15 protein-coding genes and 1 pseudogene are annotated in these 17,372 nt (G+C 49.6%); 8 read left to right on the top strand and 8 right to left on the bottom strand.

Going from position 1 to position 17,372, the window contains the following annotated elements:
- Positions 1 to 11: 11 nt before the first annotated feature.
- The 4 genes from D9597_RS00195 to D9597_RS00180 form a co-directional block, all read right to left on the bottom strand.
- On the bottom strand, positions 12 to 1,457 hold the full coding sequence (locus D9597_RS00195; protein ID WP_130221313.1) for an ATP-binding protein: 1,446 nt from the start codon (positions 1,455 to 1,457) through the stop codon (positions 12 to 14).
- A gap of 2 nt (positions 1,458 to 1,459) precedes the next feature.
- Positions 1,460 to 3,580 carry a transposase gene (locus D9597_RS00190; RefSeq protein ID WP_130221312.1) on the bottom strand — a complete coding sequence of 707 codons (2,121 nt, stop codon included), beginning with the start codon at positions 3,578 to 3,580 and terminating at the stop codon, positions 1,460 to 1,462.
- Positions 3,567 to 4,415, bottom strand: coding sequence for a TnsA endonuclease N-terminal domain-containing protein (locus D9597_RS00185; RefSeq protein WP_130221311.1), 849 nt, complete (start codon positions 4,413 to 4,415; stop codon positions 3,567 to 3,569). The genes D9597_RS00190 and D9597_RS00185 overlap by 14 nt, the downstream gene beginning before the upstream one ends.
- A gap of 196 nt (positions 4,416 to 4,611) precedes the next feature.
- Entirely contained in the window at positions 4,612 to 5,811 is a 1,200-nt protein-coding gene (locus tag D9597_RS00180; protein WP_130221310.1) for an NAD(P)/FAD-dependent oxidoreductase, read from the bottom strand.
- A 230-nt stretch (positions 5,812 to 6,041) separates the two neighbouring features.
- Between D9597_RS00180 and pitA the strand changes: the two genes are divergently transcribed.
- Positions 6,042 to 7,541 carry an inorganic phosphate transporter PitA gene (gene pitA / locus D9597_RS00175; RefSeq protein WP_130217812.1) on the top strand — a complete coding sequence of 500 codons (1,500 nt, stop codon included), beginning with the start codon at positions 6,042 to 6,044 and terminating at the stop codon, positions 7,539 to 7,541.
- A gap of 63 nt (positions 7,542 to 7,604) precedes the next feature.
- Positions 7,605 to 7,712, top strand: a pseudogene (locus tag D9597_RS23465) (hypothetical protein); the annotation flags it as partial.
- A gap of 74 nt (positions 7,713 to 7,786) precedes the next feature.
- Here the strand turns inward: D9597_RS23465 and uspB are convergent.
- The gene (gene uspB, locus D9597_RS00170) at positions 7,787 to 8,122 is read right to left on the bottom strand and encodes a universal stress protein UspB (RefSeq protein WP_000626187.1); all 336 of its coding nucleotides are present in this window, start codon (positions 8,120 to 8,122) and stop codon (positions 7,787 to 7,789) included.
- 390 nt (positions 8,123 to 8,512) lie between these two features.
- Between uspB and uspA the strand changes: the two genes are divergently transcribed.
- A complete protein-coding gene (gene uspA / locus D9597_RS00165; protein WP_000323571.1) occupies positions 8,513 to 8,947 on the top strand; it encodes a universal stress protein UspA in 435 nt (144 codons plus the stop codon).
- 354 nt (positions 8,948 to 9,301) lie between these two features.
- The gene (gene dtpB / locus D9597_RS00160) at positions 9,302 to 10,771 is read left to right on the top strand and encodes a dipeptide/tripeptide permease DtpB (RefSeq protein ID WP_130221309.1); all 1,470 of its coding nucleotides are present in this window, start codon (positions 9,302 to 9,304) and stop codon (positions 10,769 to 10,771) included.
- A 48-nt stretch (positions 10,772 to 10,819) separates the two neighbouring features.
- Here the strand turns inward: dtpB and rsmJ are convergent, their stop codons facing one another.
- Together rsmJ and prlC are read right to left on the bottom strand one after the other, a co-directional pair.
- Entirely contained in the window at positions 10,820 to 11,572 is a 753-nt protein-coding gene (rsmJ, locus tag D9597_RS00155) for a 16S rRNA (guanine(1516)-N(2))-methyltransferase RsmJ (RefSeq protein ID WP_130221308.1), read from the bottom strand.
- Positions 11,573 to 11,579: 7 nt separating this feature from the next.
- On the bottom strand, positions 11,580 to 13,622 hold the full coding sequence (gene prlC / locus D9597_RS00150) for an oligopeptidase A (protein WP_130221307.1): 2,043 nt from the start codon (positions 13,620 to 13,622) through the stop codon (positions 11,580 to 11,582).
- Between the two features lie 202 nt (positions 13,623 to 13,824).
- On the opposite strand from prlC, the gene rlmJ reads away from it, so the two are divergent.
- Both rlmJ and gorA read left to right on the top strand, forming a co-directional pair.
- Positions 13,825 to 14,667: a 23S rRNA (adenine(2030)-N(6))-methyltransferase gene (rlmJ, locus tag D9597_RS00145; protein WP_130221306.1), complete on the top strand. Its 843-nt coding sequence runs from the start codon at positions 13,825 to 13,827 to the stop codon at positions 14,665 to 14,667.
- Between the two features lie 71 nt (positions 14,668 to 14,738).
- Entirely contained in the window at positions 14,739 to 16,091 is a 1,353-nt protein-coding gene (gene gorA / locus D9597_RS00140; protein WP_130221305.1) for a glutathione-disulfide reductase, read from the top strand.
- A gap of 53 nt (positions 16,092 to 16,144) precedes the next feature.
- Here gorA and dinQ read toward each other — a convergent pair whose 3' ends face one another.
- Positions 16,145 to 16,228 (bottom strand): damage-inducible type I toxin DinQ, encoded by an 84-nt coding sequence (dinQ, locus tag D9597_RS00135; protein ID WP_130221415.1) that lies wholly within the window; start codon positions 16,226 to 16,228, stop codon positions 16,145 to 16,147.
- Between the two features lie 27 nt (positions 16,229 to 16,255).
- On the opposite strand from dinQ, the gene D9597_RS23070 reads away from it, so the two are divergent.
- Both D9597_RS23070 and arsR read left to right on the top strand, forming a co-directional pair.
- Positions 16,256 to 16,429: a hypothetical protein gene (locus D9597_RS23070; RefSeq protein ID WP_001297979.1), complete on the top strand. Its 174-nt coding sequence runs from the start codon at positions 16,256 to 16,258 to the stop codon at positions 16,427 to 16,429.
- Between the two features lie 541 nt (positions 16,430 to 16,970).
- Complete coding sequence (gene arsR, locus D9597_RS00125; RefSeq protein WP_130221304.1) at positions 16,971 to 17,324, top strand: As(III)-sensing metalloregulatory transcriptional repressor ArsR; 354 nt, start codon at positions 16,971 to 16,973, stop codon at positions 17,322 to 17,324.
- Positions 17,325 to 17,372 lie beyond the last annotated feature (48 nt).

Raw genomic sequence — 17,372 nt, 5'->3', positions numbered from 1 at the left:
TTCGACCACGTTCAGCTTTCAATACTGGGATCTGTACAGTATCGAGCATAGTGCTTCAGCGCACTGTAGCGCCCCTTATTGAGCGACAATGCCCTTATCAGAACCTGCTCAGTTGTTTGAGCCATGATAGCTTCAGTCTGCCCCAGGTAGTTGTTAAGTGGGGCAGCAAACTCATCGTGTTGGGGTCTGCTAAGATCGCCTAAAATCGTGGTGGGCTTATACACAGGCAAAACAAGCGTTGGTTTAAATGGAGAAGATAGTGAAGGCCTGTTGTTCGGTGCTGTTTCAGCTAGCTCCAAAGGATAGTCATTATCATTGATGATCAGTGCTTCTGTTCGAATAAACTCATCTGAACGGCTGGATAAAACAGATTCAGAAATATTTAATAATGCCGGTGTGATAACTTCATTTCCCGAGCCAATCACTTTCAGCTGAGCTGTAATATATATTTGCTGAGCGATGGCAAGTATCCCCTTAGATAGCTTATGAAGCCTTATATTCAATTCATTTGTGAGTGGGGTCACCACATTTGTCCATTGATATCGCCAGAGATAATGGACAAAGGTTTGCCAGTCAGATGACTGATATGCCAGAGGATTTAACCGCATAAAACCAGCGGTTTCCGCTCGACGGGCAAAGCGTAACCGATGACGCATTTTATTTTCAAACTCCGGATTACCACAGAAAACTAAAGGAACTCCCAGTGAGTCAACAATCTCATGAAGAAAATCAATCAGATGATTTTCACCGTTAGTTCTTGTCAATCTCTGCATCTCATCGATGACTAGTACGCCGATAAAAGATGATTTTATTTTTTGCGCAATGATCCTAAGAAGGGTTCCTGCTCTTGATGGCGGTTTAGTCGGCTCGTTACCGAGTGCATCATCAATAGCAATGAGTAACGACTCGCTGAGGTCTCTTGGTTTAGCATTGGGAGGACAGTTCACTTTCAACCAGACAATTTGTCGCATCCCACTAAGCTCAAAACCTTTATAATTTTGATGCTCTATTACCTGAGGGAAATACCCTAATACTTGCTCAAGTGTGGTTGATTTACCAACACCGCTAATACCTGTCATGGAGCATGTTCCGGCTCGGTGTTGATAGGTTCCATCACCTAAGGTATTGCCGGATATACTGTCATTATTATAGTGTAAATAATGAACTGTTTTTATATCTAAAGGATTCCTGTTTATATAACCATTTCTAAGAAGCCTGATTATCGTTTTATAACACTCATAAAAGGATTCCTGCGGACAACGAAAGGAACCAATACGATCAACGTATTGCTCTCGCAAAATGTCTTTCAAATCTCTTTCAGCTTCATTAATTTCCGGAAAATTACTAAGGGCTACCATTGCCTCCGATTTTGATAGCTGGAGCGGAAGGGCCTCTATAAGCGGGTTATTCCGGTATTCAGGTAAATCCGCCTGGCAATACACGGCTCTTTCAATCATGATTATTTCCCCTTTTTGTCCGGGGCATTACGCTTTTCTAACCATTCTTTACGCGCTTCTGGGCCGGGGAGCAGATGAATATTATTGGCAAGAGGCAGAAGGTATTCCTCTTCCGATGAGACTGGGGCACCTCTCTGCGCATGGTATAGCTCCTGTCTACGATTCTCCCTCATATTTTTCAATCGCCCCTTCCCTTGTGTTTTCAGATCAGCAAGCGATGCCTTTCCTTCCTGTTCTAATTTCTTATTGTACTCTTGCATTGCAATAGATTCGGGTGTTATGACATACCGTTCTCGCTGGATATCACAAATATCTGCAACAATATCTGCTTCCATATGAGGTAAGCCACGAAAGATATTACGACGCGAAAGAAGTGTACTTTGCACAAAAGGCATATTTTTCCCGAACTGGACATAGATGTTGTCCATGCAATTGTCATCGATACGAACATCACAACGTGTTACACCAAAATTTCGGGCTCTGATCATTTCTGTAACGGAACAGGTGTAGTACCGATTGAAGTACTGAATACCTTTGCCAGTAATGCTTGCTTCATCTGCGTAAAGGAGTCTTGAAATCACCTCCTGTTCAGTCACTTTGTACCCACTGAACCGTAACGCATTGATGCTAACATTCCAGCTATTTACAGGTGTTGCCGCAATATCATTTTTCAGCAAAAGTGGATTAATATAGAGGAGCTCTTCGTTTAGTGCGTGATTATACTCATCCACTACCCGAATCATGAATTCCGTAAATTGCCGTAAGGTATAACATGCTCTTGCTTTCGGATCTTCCTCTCCTCTCACTAAAGAGCCACCTCTTGTTGTCCCCATAAGGCTATGAATTTTCTCGCGATTCAAAATACCAAAACGGCTTTCAACAATATTTTTCAGGTCAGGTCGGTATGAAGGTACAAATTGTAGCTCCGTAAACGGCACAACAGTATTTTGTGATTTCAGCCCCAGCATTTCTGCATTATCACAAACCAGTCTTACAGGGACATGGCTACACGGCCAGCGAGTATTACTGATATCATTCACACCAAATATCTTGCAGTATGGCTGCTTAGGCAAAAAGCAGTTAGCTAAAGCCTGAGCTGCAGCTCTCCATGAAGCATAAAGATACGATACGTGCATTCCGGTAATCATCCGGGTGGCCCGGTCAGTAATGAGATAGATAGTAGGACGGCCGATAAGCTTTCCACCAAATTCTGAAATCAGATGGACATCTGCTACAGTGGCATCAATTTCATAAAATTCACCTGGCAACGTATTAATATTCGCCGATGAACCCAATAATGCCCTCTTATTACGCAAAAACTCTCTCTCGGTTGTCCTTCTGCGAGCTATTTCATCCAGTGAGAACAGTTGCCGGGCACAATAACGAAACTGTGTATAGGAAGGGTATGGTGCCGTGTTTTTCGTTGTCATTGTGGTTATATTGGGAAAATAGATACCCAGGAATAACCGCCAGCATGCCCTAAGGCTTTTGCCATTGGGCTTGAGATAATTGCGTACGAGCACTTTTTTTATATTTTTTGAGTCACTCTCTTGCATGATGTAAATCTGAGCGCGCCCATCAGCCAACACTCTCCCCTTTTTCATCCTGCCTATTGGGGATGATTTGACGGTTTTTTTTATGCCGAGTCCGCCACTCTTCGCATATGCAGGAAGAAGAGACTGTTTGCCCCTTCCGTACTTCCAGCACAAACAGAGGAGTTTTTTTAATGATGAATACGGTAAATCATTATCGACAGCATAACGACGGAGTAAGGGACTTCGCTGATTTATTACAAAATTGTAAAGAAAATCAGGATCATCCAGTAAAGGGCTAATCAAAGCATAATTTTTATCTCTTCTGGCGCGGTGCTTCTCAGGGATTTTATCTTCCGCAACCAACATCCATACGGGAACCGGATCCTCGGATGGTTTTATTAGCCCTTCCTGTATGCCTCTGGTGAATTGCTCAATTCGATAGAATTTCGGGCGGCTGGATTTATCGCTATCCAACCCATACAAAATCAAAGAGTTCACTTCTGGACATAACTGCAGAACCCGGTAAATTGCGTCATTCAACCCCACCATATCTTTGGTAGACCAGACAGAATTCCTAATGATTTTCATTTACTACCTCCATGTTGTAGGCGCTATTACGCAATACAACAAGGGCCTGAGTCGCTGGAATATTAAAAGACAAATCAACTTCAATCTCTTTAGTTGCTATCAGCAACTTCAGTAAATCAAGGGCAGTATCGCTGTCAATGCCACTCATTGAAGAGATTTTGCTTACCATATGTTCTAGAGCATAATTTCCCGGAGGGAATGCATTAAGTAGTCCTCTCTCAGGCCGATAATCAGGCAATCCTTTCATACGGAAAGGGGACGTTACCCAGCGGATGTTGTCACTTTTCGTTCGGGTAATATCGCTTCCCGTGTACACCTGAAAACGTACATTGATACCTTCCCAAAACAGACGCTCAATCTCCTGCTTTTCAGCATTTCTTTTTGTGATCACATCATCTGATTTAATCGAATAGGCCTGATATCTGACTGAACCATCAGGGTTTTGAAAAGTGAGAACAAAGTCAGTGGTCATAATTGAGGGGACGGGTGGAGAGCCTTTGTCACTTGATTTTCTGCGTAAAGATGGATGCTCGACATCGATTATGCGAGCGATGTTCTGAGTTAACGTAAGCGGTAAAAGGGGGAATTGTTCGCGAATGTCAATTACAGCATCATTGAATTCTGCGAGATAAAAGAACTCAGTCTCAAGCCCTGAAAGCGTACTGTGCTGCCTGAATGTTTTAAGTCCCCGAATGGCTGAGCGATTACCTCTTGAACCAGTAAAATCCTGGGGGCGTATCCAGGGTTGGTAGAACTCACCAGAACCAACACCGACACCATCTTTAAGAGCCTTTTCATAGCTTTCAAGGGATGTAAACCGCCTGCCTCTGCTCATACCAACCTCGATAAATCTCAGGCCGCTCACGGGTTCACTGCACCTAAGATAAGTTTAGTGGATAAAATGCTCAGCACATAAAAATTCATATACAGTGCAAAAAAACAATAAAAACATAATGTAGAAAAATTGATACCACTTTATGTCGTAAAAAATGAATTACTGACACAAATATTGTATTAATGACCTAACTTTATTATTTATTCACAGAGGCCAAATCCTGCGCACAAGCCCATGCGCTCGACCACGCCCACTGGAAGTTATAGCCCCCTAGCCAGCCGGTAACGTCCATCACTTCACCGATAAAGTACAAGCCCGGAACTTTACGCGCTTCCATCGTCCGTGAAGAGAGTTCATTGGTGTCCACGCCGCCGAGCGTCACTTCGGCGGTGCGATAGCCTTCAGTGCCGTTAGGTTGTACGCGCCAGTCGGTCAATGTGGCAATGAGCGCCTGTTGGTCACGCACGTTGAGCTGTTTTAACGAGACGTCCGGGATCTGCCCGAGTTGTTGTAACCGTTCAACCAACCGTTTCGGCAGATGAACCGCCAGCGTGTTTTTCAGGCTCTGATTCGGATGCGCGTTACGCTGTTCATTCAGAAAGGCTTCCAGATCGACATCCGGTAGCAGGTTGATGCTGACAAATTCACCCGGTTGCCAGTAGCTGGATATCTGCAATACTGCAGGGCCAGACAAGCCGCGATGGGTGAAGAGTAAGTTCTCACGGAACACGGTGCCGTTTTCAGCGGTGATCACTGAAGGTACTGCAACGCCTGCCAGCACCTGTAACTCTTCCAGCAACGGTTTATGCAGGGTGAATGGCACCAGGCCTGCGCGCGTCGGCAACACGTTCAGCCCGAATTGTTCGGCAATCTTATAACCAAATGGCGACGCGCCCAGACCCGGCATCGAGAGGCCTCCGGTCGCGATGACCAGTTTATCGCAACCTACGGTCATGCCGTTCAGTTCAAGCGTGAATCCCGCGTCATCCTTCGTCACGCTCAACACTTCGCTACGTAATCTGAAGGTCACATTGCCCTTCTCGCACTCATCCACCAGCATGTCGACAATCTGCTGAGCGGAGTCATCACAGAAGAGTTGCCCTAACGTTTTCTCGTGCCAGGCGATACCGTGTTTATTGACCATATCAATGAAATCCCACTGGGTAAAACGCGCGAGTGCAGACTTACAAAAATGCGGATTTTGGCTCAGATAAGCGCCTGGTTCGACATAAAGGTTGGTAAAGTTGCAGCGCCCACCGCCAGACATGAGGATTTTGCGCCCTGGTTTTTTACCATTATCGATCAGCAGAACCCGGCGTCCTGCCTGACCTGCCAGTGCAGAACAGAACATACCCGCCGCACCAGCGCCTATAATAATGGCATCAAACCTTTCCACGTTGCGCTCCTCTTAGAAAAAATGGGCGTGAATTGTAAAGATTCCTCAGTGGCCGCACCAGCAGCAATATTACTTAGGGGAAGTATTTGCCTGAATTATATAAGATAATTATTTTTTGAGCGAAATTCATACAGGAGGCAAATCAAAAAAATCTATATTTCACTTTGCCCGCGCCGCGAAAGTCACTGATAATGCGCCGCGTTCATGTCCTCAAAATGGCGTAACGTCCTATGCTACATTTGTTTGCTGGCCTGGATTTGCATACCGGGCTGTTATTATTGCTTGCACTGGCTTTTGTGCTGTTCTACGAAGCCATCAATGGTTTCCATGACACAGCCAACGCCGTGGCAACTGTCATCTATACCCGCGCGATGCGTTCTCAGCTCGCTGTGGTTATGGCGGCAGTGTTCAACTTCCTGGGTGTTTTGCTGGGTGGTCTTAGTGTTGCCTATGCCATTGTGCATATGCTGCCGACAGATCTGCTGCTTAATATGGGATCGTCCCATGGTCTTGCCATGGTGTTCTCTATGTTGCTGGCAGCAATTATCTGGAACCTTGGTACCTGGTACTTTGGTTTACCTGCATCCAGCTCCCATACGCTGATTGGCGCGATCATCGGTATTGGTTTAACCAATGCGTTGATGACCGGTACGTCAGTGGTGGATGCACTCAATATCCCGAAAGTATTAAGTATTTTCGCATCTCTGATCGTTTCCCCTATTGTCGGCCTGGTGTTTGCTGGCGGTCTGATTTTCTTGCTGCGTCGCTACTGGAGCGGCACCAAGAAACGCGCCCGTATCCACCTGACCCCAGCGGAACGTGAAAAGAAAGACGGCAAGAAAAAGCCGCCGTTCTGGACGCGTATCGCGCTGATCCTTTCCGCTATCGGCGTGGCGTTCTCTCACGGCGCGAACGATGGTCAGAAAGGCATTGGTCTGGTTATGTTGGTTCTGATTGGCGTCGCACCAGCGGGCTTCGTGGTGAATATGAATGCCACTGGCTACGAAATCACCCGTACCCGTGATGCCATCAACAATGTGGAAGCTTACTTTGAGCAGCATCCTGCGCTGCTTAAACAGGCTACCGGTGCCGATCAGTTAGTACCGACACCAGAAGCAGGCGCAACACAACCTGCGGAGTTCCATTGCCATCCGTCGAATACCATTAACGCGCTCAACCGCCTGAAAGGCATGCTGACCGCCGATGTGGAAAGCTACGACAAGCTGTCGCTTGACCAACGTAGCCAGATGCGCCGCATTATGCTGTGCGTTTCTGACACTATCGACAAAGTGGTGAAAATGCCTGGCGTCACTGCGGATGATCAGCGTCTGTTGAAGAAACTGAAGTCCGATATGCTGAGCACCATCGAGTATGCTCCGGTGTGGATCATCATGGCGGTCGCGCTGGCGTTAGGTATCGGTACGATGATTGGCTGGCGTCGTGTGGCGACCACTATCGGTGAGAAAATCGGTAAGAAAGGCATGACCTATGCTCAGGGGATGTCTGCTCAGATGACGGCAGCGGTGTCTATCGGTCTGGCGAGTTATACCGGGATGCCGGTTTCCACCACTCACGTACTCTCCTCTTCCGTAGCGGGGACAATGGTGGTTGACGGCGGCGGCTTACAGCGTAAAACCGTGACCAGCATTCTGATGGCCTGGGTGTTTACCCTCCCGGCTGCAGTTCTGCTCTCCGGTGCGCTGTACTGGATCTCCTTGCAGTTCCTGTAATCGCACGCATAAAAACGGGCGGGTCAGTTTACTGACCCGCTTCAGATTGTTGACATAGTGCGCTTTGTTCATGCCGGATGCGGCGTGAACGCCTTATCCGGCCTACAAAAACATGCAAATTCAATAGATTGCAGAGATTATGTAGGCCTGATAAGCGTAGCGCATCAGGCAATTTTGCGTTTGTAATCAGTCTCGGGCGGGTCAGTTTACTGGCCCGCTTTTTTTATGCGTTATTACCGTGGCGCTTAATGCCAAATCATCAACGCAATCAGGCTTACCACCACCAGGCCACACAATGCGCTGGTCAGAATAAACTGACGACGCACGCGCTCGCAGCGACGGATAAACTCATCATCGTGATGATCGCGATAACGTTGGGCATAGATATACCAAACGAGACGCACCTGTTTGTTGGGTTGGCCATGTGAGGTAAAAAAGCCCCCTCCATCAACATATTGATAGAGCAATGGATCGCAATTACGCAGTACCACTAACAACGCGCGTAGTGATGAGAAATAGCGCGCCATGTTAACAATGCAAACGACACATAAAGCCCAAAATAATGCGACGGTGCTTATCATACCCCCTCCCCGGCGACCTGCCCGCGGAGTTCCCCTCCGGGGCTACCGCTCCCGATACGCTGCCAATCAGTTAACACCAGGTCCTGGAGAAACCGCTTTTGTGATGGCAAACATCCGAGCGGCTCTATAGATAGTGTAGGAGATCAGGTTGTTTTTTTTCCATAAGGTTAACCACTATCAATACATTCATGTAGAAAATTTGATTATCTGATTGGTAAGCAAGGCGGATTGACGGATCATCCGGGTCGCTATAAGGTAAGGATGGTCTTTTCACTGAATCTTTACGGCTGGGTTAGCCCCGCGCACGTAGTTCGCAGGACGCGGGTGACGTAACGGCACAAGAAACGCAAGCTGGCCAGTCATCGACAACTTTATGGAAGGAGTAACACTATGGCTTATAAACACATTCTCATCGCGGTCGATCTCTCCCCGGAAAGCAAAGTTCTGGTAGAGAAAGCAGTCTCTATGGCTCGCCCCTACAATGCGAAAGTTTCTCTGATCCACGTAGATGTAAACTACTCTGACCTATACACCGGACTTATTGATGTAAATCTGGGTGACATGCAGAAACGCATTTCCGAAGAGACTCATCATGCATTGACCGAACTCTCCACCAACGCAGGATACCCCATCACTGAAACCCTTAGCGGCAGCGGCGATTTGGGTCAGGTTCTGGTTGATGCGATCAAGAAATACGACATGGACCTGGTTGTTTGTGGTCACCACCAGGACTTCTGGAGCAAACTGATGTCTTCCGCGCGTCAGCTGATCAACACCGTTCACGTTGATATGCTGATTGTTCCGCTGCGCGACGAAGAAGAATAATATCTCCCCCACTTGCTCCTGAGCGCCCGCTTATGCGGGCGTTCTGCTTTTTGTGTTGTACCCGAATGCGACGTGCGGGTACAAACACGGGAGTGCTCAATCAAGCCGGTGTTCATCCGCAGTCAGAAAGTTCCACTACGCATCGAATAATTCAAATTTACATCACGACAAAATAGCATTTAGCGCCATCATATCTCAAACAACCAGCATGATTAGCTGGTTGTTTTTTATTGTGATAGTGCATTAATGCATTCATTACATCAATATTAAGAATTTTAGACGTGTGTAAACTCTTTCGCACGCAATCACTTACGCGTTCATACTTTTCATGATGGTATTGAAAGGCTAAAAATTATGAATACAACAACACCCACTGGGATGCTGCAACAACCTCGCCCATTCTTCATGATCTTTTTTGTCGAACTATGGGAGCGATTCGGTTACTACGGCGTGCAAGGCGTCCTGGCCGTTTTCTTCGTTAAACAGCTCGGTTTCTCGCAAGAACAGGCTTTTGTCACCTTTGGTGCCTTCGCTGCGCTGGTCTATGGCCTTATCTCGATCGGTGGTTATGTTGGCGACCATCTGTTAGGAACTAAACGCACCATTGTCCTTGGGGCAATTGTTCTGGCGATGGGCTACTTTATGACCGGGATGTCGCTACTCAAGCCAGACCTGATATTCATCGCGCTGGGAACAATCGCCGTCGGCAACGGCCTGTTTAAAGCCAACCCGGCAAGCCTGCTTTCGAAGTGCTATCCACCGAAAGATCCACGTCTCGATGGCGCTTTCACCCTGTTCTATATGTCGATCAATATCGGCTCGTTGATTGCGCTGTCGCTAGCACCGGTTATCGCTGACAGATTTGGCTATTCCGTCACCTATAACTTATGCGGAGCAGGATTGATTGTCGCGCTACTGGTTTACATCGCCTGTCGCGGAATGGTGAAAGATATTGGTTCTGAACCAGATTTCCGACCGATGAACTTCAGCAAATTGTTGTACGTGCTGCTTGGCAGCGTGGTGATGATTTTCGTTTGCGCATGGCTGATGCACAACGTGGAAGTCGCCAATCTGGTACTGATTGTGCTCTCTATCGTCGTGACCATTATCTTCTTCCGTCAGGCATTCAAGCTGGATAAAACCGGGCGCAATAAGATGTTTGTCGCCTTTGTGCTGATGCTTGAAGCGGTAGTGTTTTACATCCTCTACGCCCAGATGCCAACGTCGCTGAACTTCTTTGCTATCAACAACGTGCATCATGAAATTCTCGGTTTTTCCATCAACCCGGTGAGCTTCCAGGCGCTTAACCCGTTCTGGGTGGTGCTCGCTAGCCCAGTTCTGGCAGGCATTTACACGCATCTGGGTAACAAAGGCAAAGACCTCTCCATGCCGATGAAATTTACCCTCGGTATGTTTATGTGCTCGCTGGGCTTTTTGACAGCCGCCGCAGCGGGAATGTGGTTTGCGGATGCCCAGGGGCTGACATCGCCATGGTTTATCGTGCTGGTTTACTTATTCCAGAGCTTAGGTGAACTGCTTATTAGCGCCCTGGGCCTGGCAATGATTGCCGCTCTGGTGCCACAACATTTGATGGGCTTTATTCTCGGGATGTGGTTCCTTACGCAGGCTGCCGCGTTCTTGCTGGGCGGCTATGTGGCAACATTTACCGCAGTACCAGACAACATTACCGACCCGCTTGAGACGCTGCCTGTCTATACCAACGTGTTTGGTAAGATTGGTCTGGTCACGCTGGGCGTTGCTGTAGTGATGCTGTTGATGGTGCCGTGGCTGAAACGAATGATTGAGACGCCGGAAAGCCATTGATTATTCTTGCAGAAAACAGGGTAGCGTTATCGCTACCCTGTTTTACTTTTACGCCGGTGTACCAGCATAAATATCAAAGCGATGCCCTTTGGTGACAACCGCGTTTGGCGTAGCAACATTCGCCAGCGGCGGCGCGTAGTCCGGGCGCTTTACCACCACACGTTTGGTCGCCAGCAGCCGCGCAGGCTCCAGCAATCCATCGGCATCAAGATCCGGCCCCACCAGCGACTGAAACACGCGCATCTCTTTTTTCACCAGCGCGCTTTTCTGCTTATGCGGGAACATCGGGTCGAGATAGACCACCTGCGGGCGCGGGGTAATATCAGTCAGCGCCGTCAGGCTGGAGGCGTGAATTAATTGCAAACGCTCCTGCAACCAGCCGCCGATCTCCGCATCCGCATAACCACGCGCCAGGCCATCGTCGAGCAATGCAGCAACCACTGGATTACGCTCCAGCATCCGCACGCGGCAGCCGACCGAAGCCAGCACAAAGGCATCGCGACCAAGTCCTGCGGTAGCATCGACGACATCCGGCAAATAATCGCCTTTAATGCCCACCGCTTTCGCCACCGCCTCACCGCGACCACCGCCAAATTTGCGGCGGTGTGCCATCGCCCCGCCAACAAAATCAACGTAAATGCCGCCAAGCTTTGGCTCATCGCGCTTGCGCAGCTCCAGATGCTCCGGCGTTAACACCAGCGCCATCAGGTTGTCTTCATCATGTTCCAGCCCCCAGCGGGCCGCCAGAACAGATAAGGCGCCGTCTCCGGCGCCCGTTTCATCAATTAAGCAGATTTTCACTGAATGATCAGCCCTTAATGCCGTAATGCTCCAGCATCGCATCCAGTTGCGGTTCACGACCACGGAAACGTTTGAACAGATCCATCGGCTCTTCTGAACCGCCACGGCTCAGAATATTGTCGAGGAACGACTGCCCGGTTTCACGGTTGAAAATGCCCTCTTCCTCAAAACGCGAGAAGGCATCTGCTGCCAGCACATCGGCCCACAGGTAGCTGTAGTAACCTGCGGCATAACCACCAGCAAAGATATGGCTAAATGCATGTGGGAAACGGCCCCATGACGGAGACGGTACCACGGCAACCAGTTTCTTGATTTCTGCCAGAGTTTCGAGGATTTTCGCTCCCTGATCCGGGCGGAACTCTGCATGGAGGCGGAAATCGAACAGGCCGAACTCCAGCTGACGCAGAATAAACAGCGCCGCCTGGTAGTTCTTCGCCGCCAGCATTTTATCCAGCAACTCTTTCGGCAGCGGTTCGCCAGTTTCATAGTGACCGGAGATAAACGCCAGCGCCTCAGGCTCCCAGCACCAGTTTTCCATAAACTGGCTCGGCAGTTCGACCGCATCCCACGGTACCCCGCTGATACCAGACACTCCGGCAGTTTCGATGCGGGTCAGCATATGATGCAGGCCGTGACCGAACTCGTGGAACAGGGTGATCACTTCGTCATGGGTAAACAGCGCCGGTTTACCATTTACCGGGCGGTTGAAGTTACAGGTCAAATACGCGACCGGTTTTTGCAGCGAACCGTCGGCTTTACGCATCTGGCCTACGCAGTCATCCATCCACGCCCCGCCGCGCTTGTTTTCACGGGCATACAGGTCGAGGTAGAAGCTACCGCGCAGTTCGTTGTTCTCGTCATACAGTTCGAAGAAACGTACATCCGGATGCCAGACATCAACATCTTTACGCTCTTTAGCGGTGATGCCGTAAATACGTTTCACCACTTCAAACAGGCCGTTAACCGCTTTGTTTTCCGGGAAGTACGGACGCAGTTGTTCGTCACTGATGCTGTAAAGGTGCTGTTTTTGTTTTTCGCTGTAGTATGCGATATCCCACGGTTGCAACTCATCGACGCCAAATTCGGCTTTGGCGAAGGCGCGCAGTTGCGCCAGCTCTTTTTCACCTTGCGGACGCGCGCGTTTTGCCAGATCGGTTAAGAAATCCAGCACCTGCTGCGGGTTTTCTGCCATTTTAGTGGCAAGGGATTTAAAGGCGTAGTTTTCAAAGCCCAGCAGTTGCGCCAGTTCGTGACGCAGCGCGAGGATCTCTTCCATCACCTTGCTGTTATCCCATTTACCGGCGTTTGGGCCTTGCTCGGAGGCGCGAGTGCTGTAAGCGCGATACATCTCTTCGCGCAGAGCCTGGTTGTCGCAGTAGGTCATTACCGGCAGGTAGCTTGGGATATCCAGCGTCAGCAGGTAGCCTTCCAGTTCTTTCGCTTCGGCCTGGGCTTTTGCCGCAGCCAGCGCGCTTTCTGGCATCCCCGCCAGCTCAGCTTCGTCGGTAACGAGTTTGGTCCAGCCCATCGTCGCATCAAGGACGTTGTTGCTGTACTGGTTGCCCAGCTCGGAAAGACGGGTGGCAATCTCACCGTAACGCTGCTGTTTCTCTTTCGGCAGACCGATACCAGAAAGTTCGAAGTCGCGCAGTGCGTTATCAACCGCTTTTTTCTGCGCCGTGTTCAGCGTGGCGTAATGATCGCCATCGCGCAGGTCGCGGTACGCTTTATACAGCCCTTCATGTTGCCCTACCCAGGTGCTGTATTCCGACAGCAGCGGCAGGGTTTGTTCGTACGCTTCGCGCAGCTCCGGGCTATTTTTCACCGAGTTCAGGTGGCTGACCGGGGAGAAGATACGCCCCAGCACATCGTCCACTTCCGCCAGCGGCTGGCAGAGATTTTCCCAGGTGTACGGTGCTCCTTGCGCGACTACGCGCTCCACATTTTCGCGGCAGTCGTTCAGCGCCTTAGTCACGGCTGGAACCACATGTTCCGGGAGAATTTTAGAAAACGGAGGCAATTCAAAGGGGGTCAGTAACGGATTCGTCATTAGCGCAGTCCTGGTTAAAGAGGTTAAGGAAGCGCTCAACAGGCGCTTTACATAATGTGTGTAGCATGGGGTTAAGTGTAGTGAATTTCAATGAGAAACGTTACGCTTTCGCGGCGGCGGCCTCTTTTCGGTATACTGTCCTGATAGGCTTTTGTGCGCCCCGAATACGGGCCGATTTTTACTTACCGGAACACCTTTACCCATGCTCAGTTATCGCCACAGCTTTCACGCTGGCAACCACGCCGACGTCCTTAAACATACCGTTCAGAGCCTGATCATCGAGTCGCTGAAAGAGAAAGATAAACCGTTTCTCTATCTCGATACCCACGCGGGTGCCGGGCGTTATCAGTTAAGCAGCGAACATGCCGAGCGTACCGGCGAATATCTCGAAGGTATCGCCCGTATCTGGCAGCAGGACGATTTGCCCGCAGAACTGGAGGCGTACATCAATGTGGTAAAACACTTCAACCGTAGCGGTCAGTTGCGTTACTACCCCGGTTCGCCGTTGATTGCTCGCCAGCTACTGCGTGAACAGGACAGCCTGCAACTGACCGAACTGCACCCGAGCGATTACCCGTTGCTGCGTTCTGAATTTCAGAAAGACAACCGTGCGCGCGTGGAAAAAGCCGACGGTTTCCAGCAGCTTAAGGCCAAACTGCCGCCGGTTTCCCGCCGTGGTTTAATCCTTATCGACCCGCCGTATGAAATGAAAACCGACTATCAGGCGGTGGTCAGCGGGATAGCAGAAGGTTACAAACGTTTCGCCACTGGCACTTACGCATTGTGGTATCCAGTGGTGCTGCGCCAGCAAATTAAGCGCATGATCCACGACCTGGAAGCAACCGGCATTCGCAAAATTCTGCAAATTGAACTGGCGGTACTGCCAGACAGCGATCGCCGCGGCATGACCGCTTCCGGCATGATTGTGATTAACCCGCCGTGGAAGCTGGAACAGCAGATGAATAACGTGCTGCCGTGGCTGCACAGCAAACTGGTTCCGGCTGGCACCGGGCACGCCACCGTAAGCTGGATCGTGCCGGAGTAATTGCAGCCATTGCTGGCACCTATTACGTCTCGCGCTACAATCGCGGTAATCAACGATAAGGACACTCTGTCATGACTAAACACTATGATTACATCGCCATCGGCGGCGGCAGCGGCGGTATCGCCTCCATCAACCGCGCGGCTATGTACGGCCAGAAATGCGCGCTGATTGAAGCCAAAGAGCTGGGCGGCACCTGCGTGAACGTCGGCTGCGTGCCGAAAAAAGTGATGTGGCACGCGGCGCAAATCCGTGAAGCGATCCATATGTACGGCCCGGATTATGGTTTCGATACCACTATCAATAAATTCAACTGGGAAACATTGATCGCCAGCCGTACCGCCTATATCGACCGTATTCATACTTCCTATGAAAACGTGCTCGGTAAAAATAACGTTGATGTAATCAAAGGTTTTGCCCGTTTCGTTGATGCCAAAACGCTGGAGGTAAACGGCGAAACCATCACGGCCGATCATATTCTGATCGCCACCGGCGGTCGTCCGAGCCACCCGGATATTCCAGGCGTGGAATACGGTATTGATTCTGATGGCTTCTTCGCCCTTCCTGCTTTGCCAGAGCGCGTGGCGGTTGTTGGCGCAGGTTACATCGCTGTTGAGCTGGCGGGCGTGATTAACGGCCTGGGCGCGAAAACGCATCTGTTTGTGCGTAAACATGCGCCGCTGCGCAGCTTCGACCCGATGATCTCTGAAACGCTGCTCGAAGTGATGAACGCCGAAGGCCCACAGTTGCATACCAATGCCATTCCGAAAGCGGTGGTGAAAAATGCCGACGGCAGCCTGACGCTGGAGCTGGAAGATGGGCGTAGTGAAACGGTGGATTGCCTGATTTGGGCGATTGGTCGCGAGCCTGCCAATGACAACATCAACCTGGAAGCCGCTGGCGTTAAAACCAACGAAAAAGGCTATATCGTCGTCGATAAATATCAAAACACCAACGTTGAAGGTATTTACGCAGTGGGCGATAACACGGGTGCAGTGGAACTGACACCGGTGGCAGTTGCAGCGGGTCGCCGTCTCTCTGAACGCCTGTTTAATAACAAGCCGGACGAGCATCTGGATTACAGCAACATTCCGACCGTGGTCTTCAGCCATCCGCCGATTGGTACTGTTGGTTTAACGGAACCGCAGGCGCGCGAGCAGTATGGCGACGATCAGGTGAAAGTGTATAAATCCTCTTTCACCGCAATGTATACCGCCGTCACCACTCATCGCCAGCCGTGCCGCATGAAGCTGGTATGCGTTGGGCCAGAAGAAAAGATTGTCGGTATTCACGGCATTGGTTTTGGTATGGATGAAATGTTGCAGGGCTTCGCGGTGGCGCTGAAGATGGGCGCAACCAAAAAAGACTTCGACAATACCGTCGCCATTCACCCGACGGCGGCAGAAGAGTTCGTGACAATGCGTTAAATGTTAAAGGGCTAAGAGTAGTGTGCTCTTAGCCCTTAATTACGTTTCCGCTATCAGTTCAGAAGCTGAAGCAGAAAGCGGATCAGTTCCAGCAGCGCAATTAACGCTCCAGGAACGATGATTGCTTTGTCAATCACCCGTTTTCTCCATGCGATGGAGTGAGAATGCATCCGCTTACTCATCCATTGCCTGTCACGGCGCATGTCTCATTGTTAGATGACGACTATCTCACTCCGGCCAGAGCATCAGTGAACGGCACCACCCGTACTTCTGACCAGGACTTTGAAAGCGTTTATGCGCATTGCCAGAGTGAAAATGTCTCAGAGCTAACTGGATAATCATACAGTATATTCAGGTTATAAAACCAGCATGTCCTTGCAATAGTTTCAGTATGGTATTAGCATTGATGCGTTAGATGATGGCTATCTCACTCCAGCCAGAGCCACCAACTCTGGGCTTAAGAGTAAAAAAACCGACGCAAAGTCGGTTTTTTTACGTCCTGATTCGGACAAGCCTTAATACGGCGATAATCCGGTGAAAGTATATAAATCCTCTTTCACCAACATGTATAGCAAACTGTCCCTTCGCCAGCTGAAGAAATCGCTAACGCTTGTAATGTTAGCCACTGGCTAATAGTATTGAACCGTTAGATGTGGGCATTCTCACTCCAGCCAGAGCCACCAACTCAGGCTGAAGAGTAAAAAACCGACGCGAAGTCGGTTTTTTTACGTCCTGATTCAGACCTCCTTTCAAATGAATAGCCAACTCAAAATTCACACCTATTACCTTCCTCTGCACTTACACATTCGTTAAGTCATATATGTTTTTGACTTATCCGCTTCGAAGAGAGACACTACCTGCAACAATCAGGAGCGCAATATGTCATTTCTGTTACCCATCCAACTGTTCAAAATTCTTGCCGATGAAACCCGTCTGGGCATCGTTTTACTGCTCAGCGAACTGGGAGAGTTATGCGTCTGCGATCTCTGCACTGCCCTCGATCAGTCGCAGCCCAAGATATCCCGCCATCTGGCATTGCTGCGTGAAAGCGGGCTATTGCTGGATCGCAAGCAAGGTAAGTGGGTTCATTACCGCTTATCGCCGCATATTCCAGCATGGGCGGCGAAAATTATTGAGCAGGCCTGGCGGTGTGAACAGGAAAAGGTTCAGGCGATTGTCCGCAACCTGGCTCGGCAAAACTGTTCCGCAGACAGTAAGAACATTTGCGGTTAAAAAATTTAGCTAAACACATATGGATTTGCACATGTGTTTTATCCGGGA

Source organism: Escherichia sp. E13S3, from assembly GCF_004212325.1.
In the GTDB taxonomy this organism is placed as follows: domain Bacteria; phylum Pseudomonadota; class Gammaproteobacteria; order Enterobacterales; family Enterobacteriaceae; genus Escherichia.
Note: the sequence above shows the minus strand (reverse complement) of the source record. Positions and strands in the feature narration are given on the sequence as shown.

Excerpts from the sequence above, each read along its gene's own strand:
- gorA (WP_130221305.1), top strand. The coding sequence starts at position 14,739 with ATGACTAAACACTATGATTACATCGCCATCGGCGGCGGCAGCGGCGGT.
- uspA (WP_000323571.1), top strand. The coding sequence starts at position 8,513 with ATGGCTTATAAACACATTCTCATCGCGGTCGATCTCTCCCCGGAAAGC.
- dtpB (WP_130221309.1), top strand. The coding sequence starts at position 9,302 with ATGAATACAACAACACCCACTGGGATGCTGCAACAACCTCGCCCATTC.
- prlC (WP_130221307.1), bottom strand. The coding sequence starts at position 13,622 with ATGACGAATCCGTTACTGACCCCCTTTGAATTGCCTCCGTTTTCTAAA.
- pitA (WP_130217812.1), top strand. The coding sequence starts at position 6,042 with ATGCTACATTTGTTTGCTGGCCTGGATTTGCATACCGGGCTGTTATTA.
- rlmJ (WP_130221306.1), top strand. The coding sequence starts at position 13,825 with ATGCTCAGTTATCGCCACAGCTTTCACGCTGGCAACCACGCCGACGTC.
- uspB (WP_000626187.1), bottom strand. The coding sequence starts at position 8,122 with ATGATAAGCACCGTCGCATTATTTTGGGCTTTATGTGTCGTTTGCATT.
- D9597_RS00190 (WP_130221312.1), bottom strand. The coding sequence starts at position 3,580 with ATGAAAATCATTAGGAATTCTGTCTGGTCTACCAAAGATATGGTGGGG.
- D9597_RS00195 (WP_130221313.1), bottom strand. The coding sequence starts at position 1,457 with ATGATTGAAAGAGCCGTGTATTGCCAGGCGGATTTACCTGAATACCGG.
- D9597_RS00185 (WP_130221311.1), bottom strand. The coding sequence starts at position 4,415 with ATGAGCAGAGGCAGGCGGTTTACATCCCTTGAAAGCTATGAAAAGGCT.
- arsR (WP_130221304.1), top strand. The coding sequence starts at position 16,971 with ATGTCATTTCTGTTACCCATCCAACTGTTCAAAATTCTTGCCGATGAA.
- D9597_RS23070 (WP_001297979.1), top strand. The coding sequence starts at position 16,256 with ATGCATCCGCTTACTCATCCATTGCCTGTCACGGCGCATGTCTCATTG.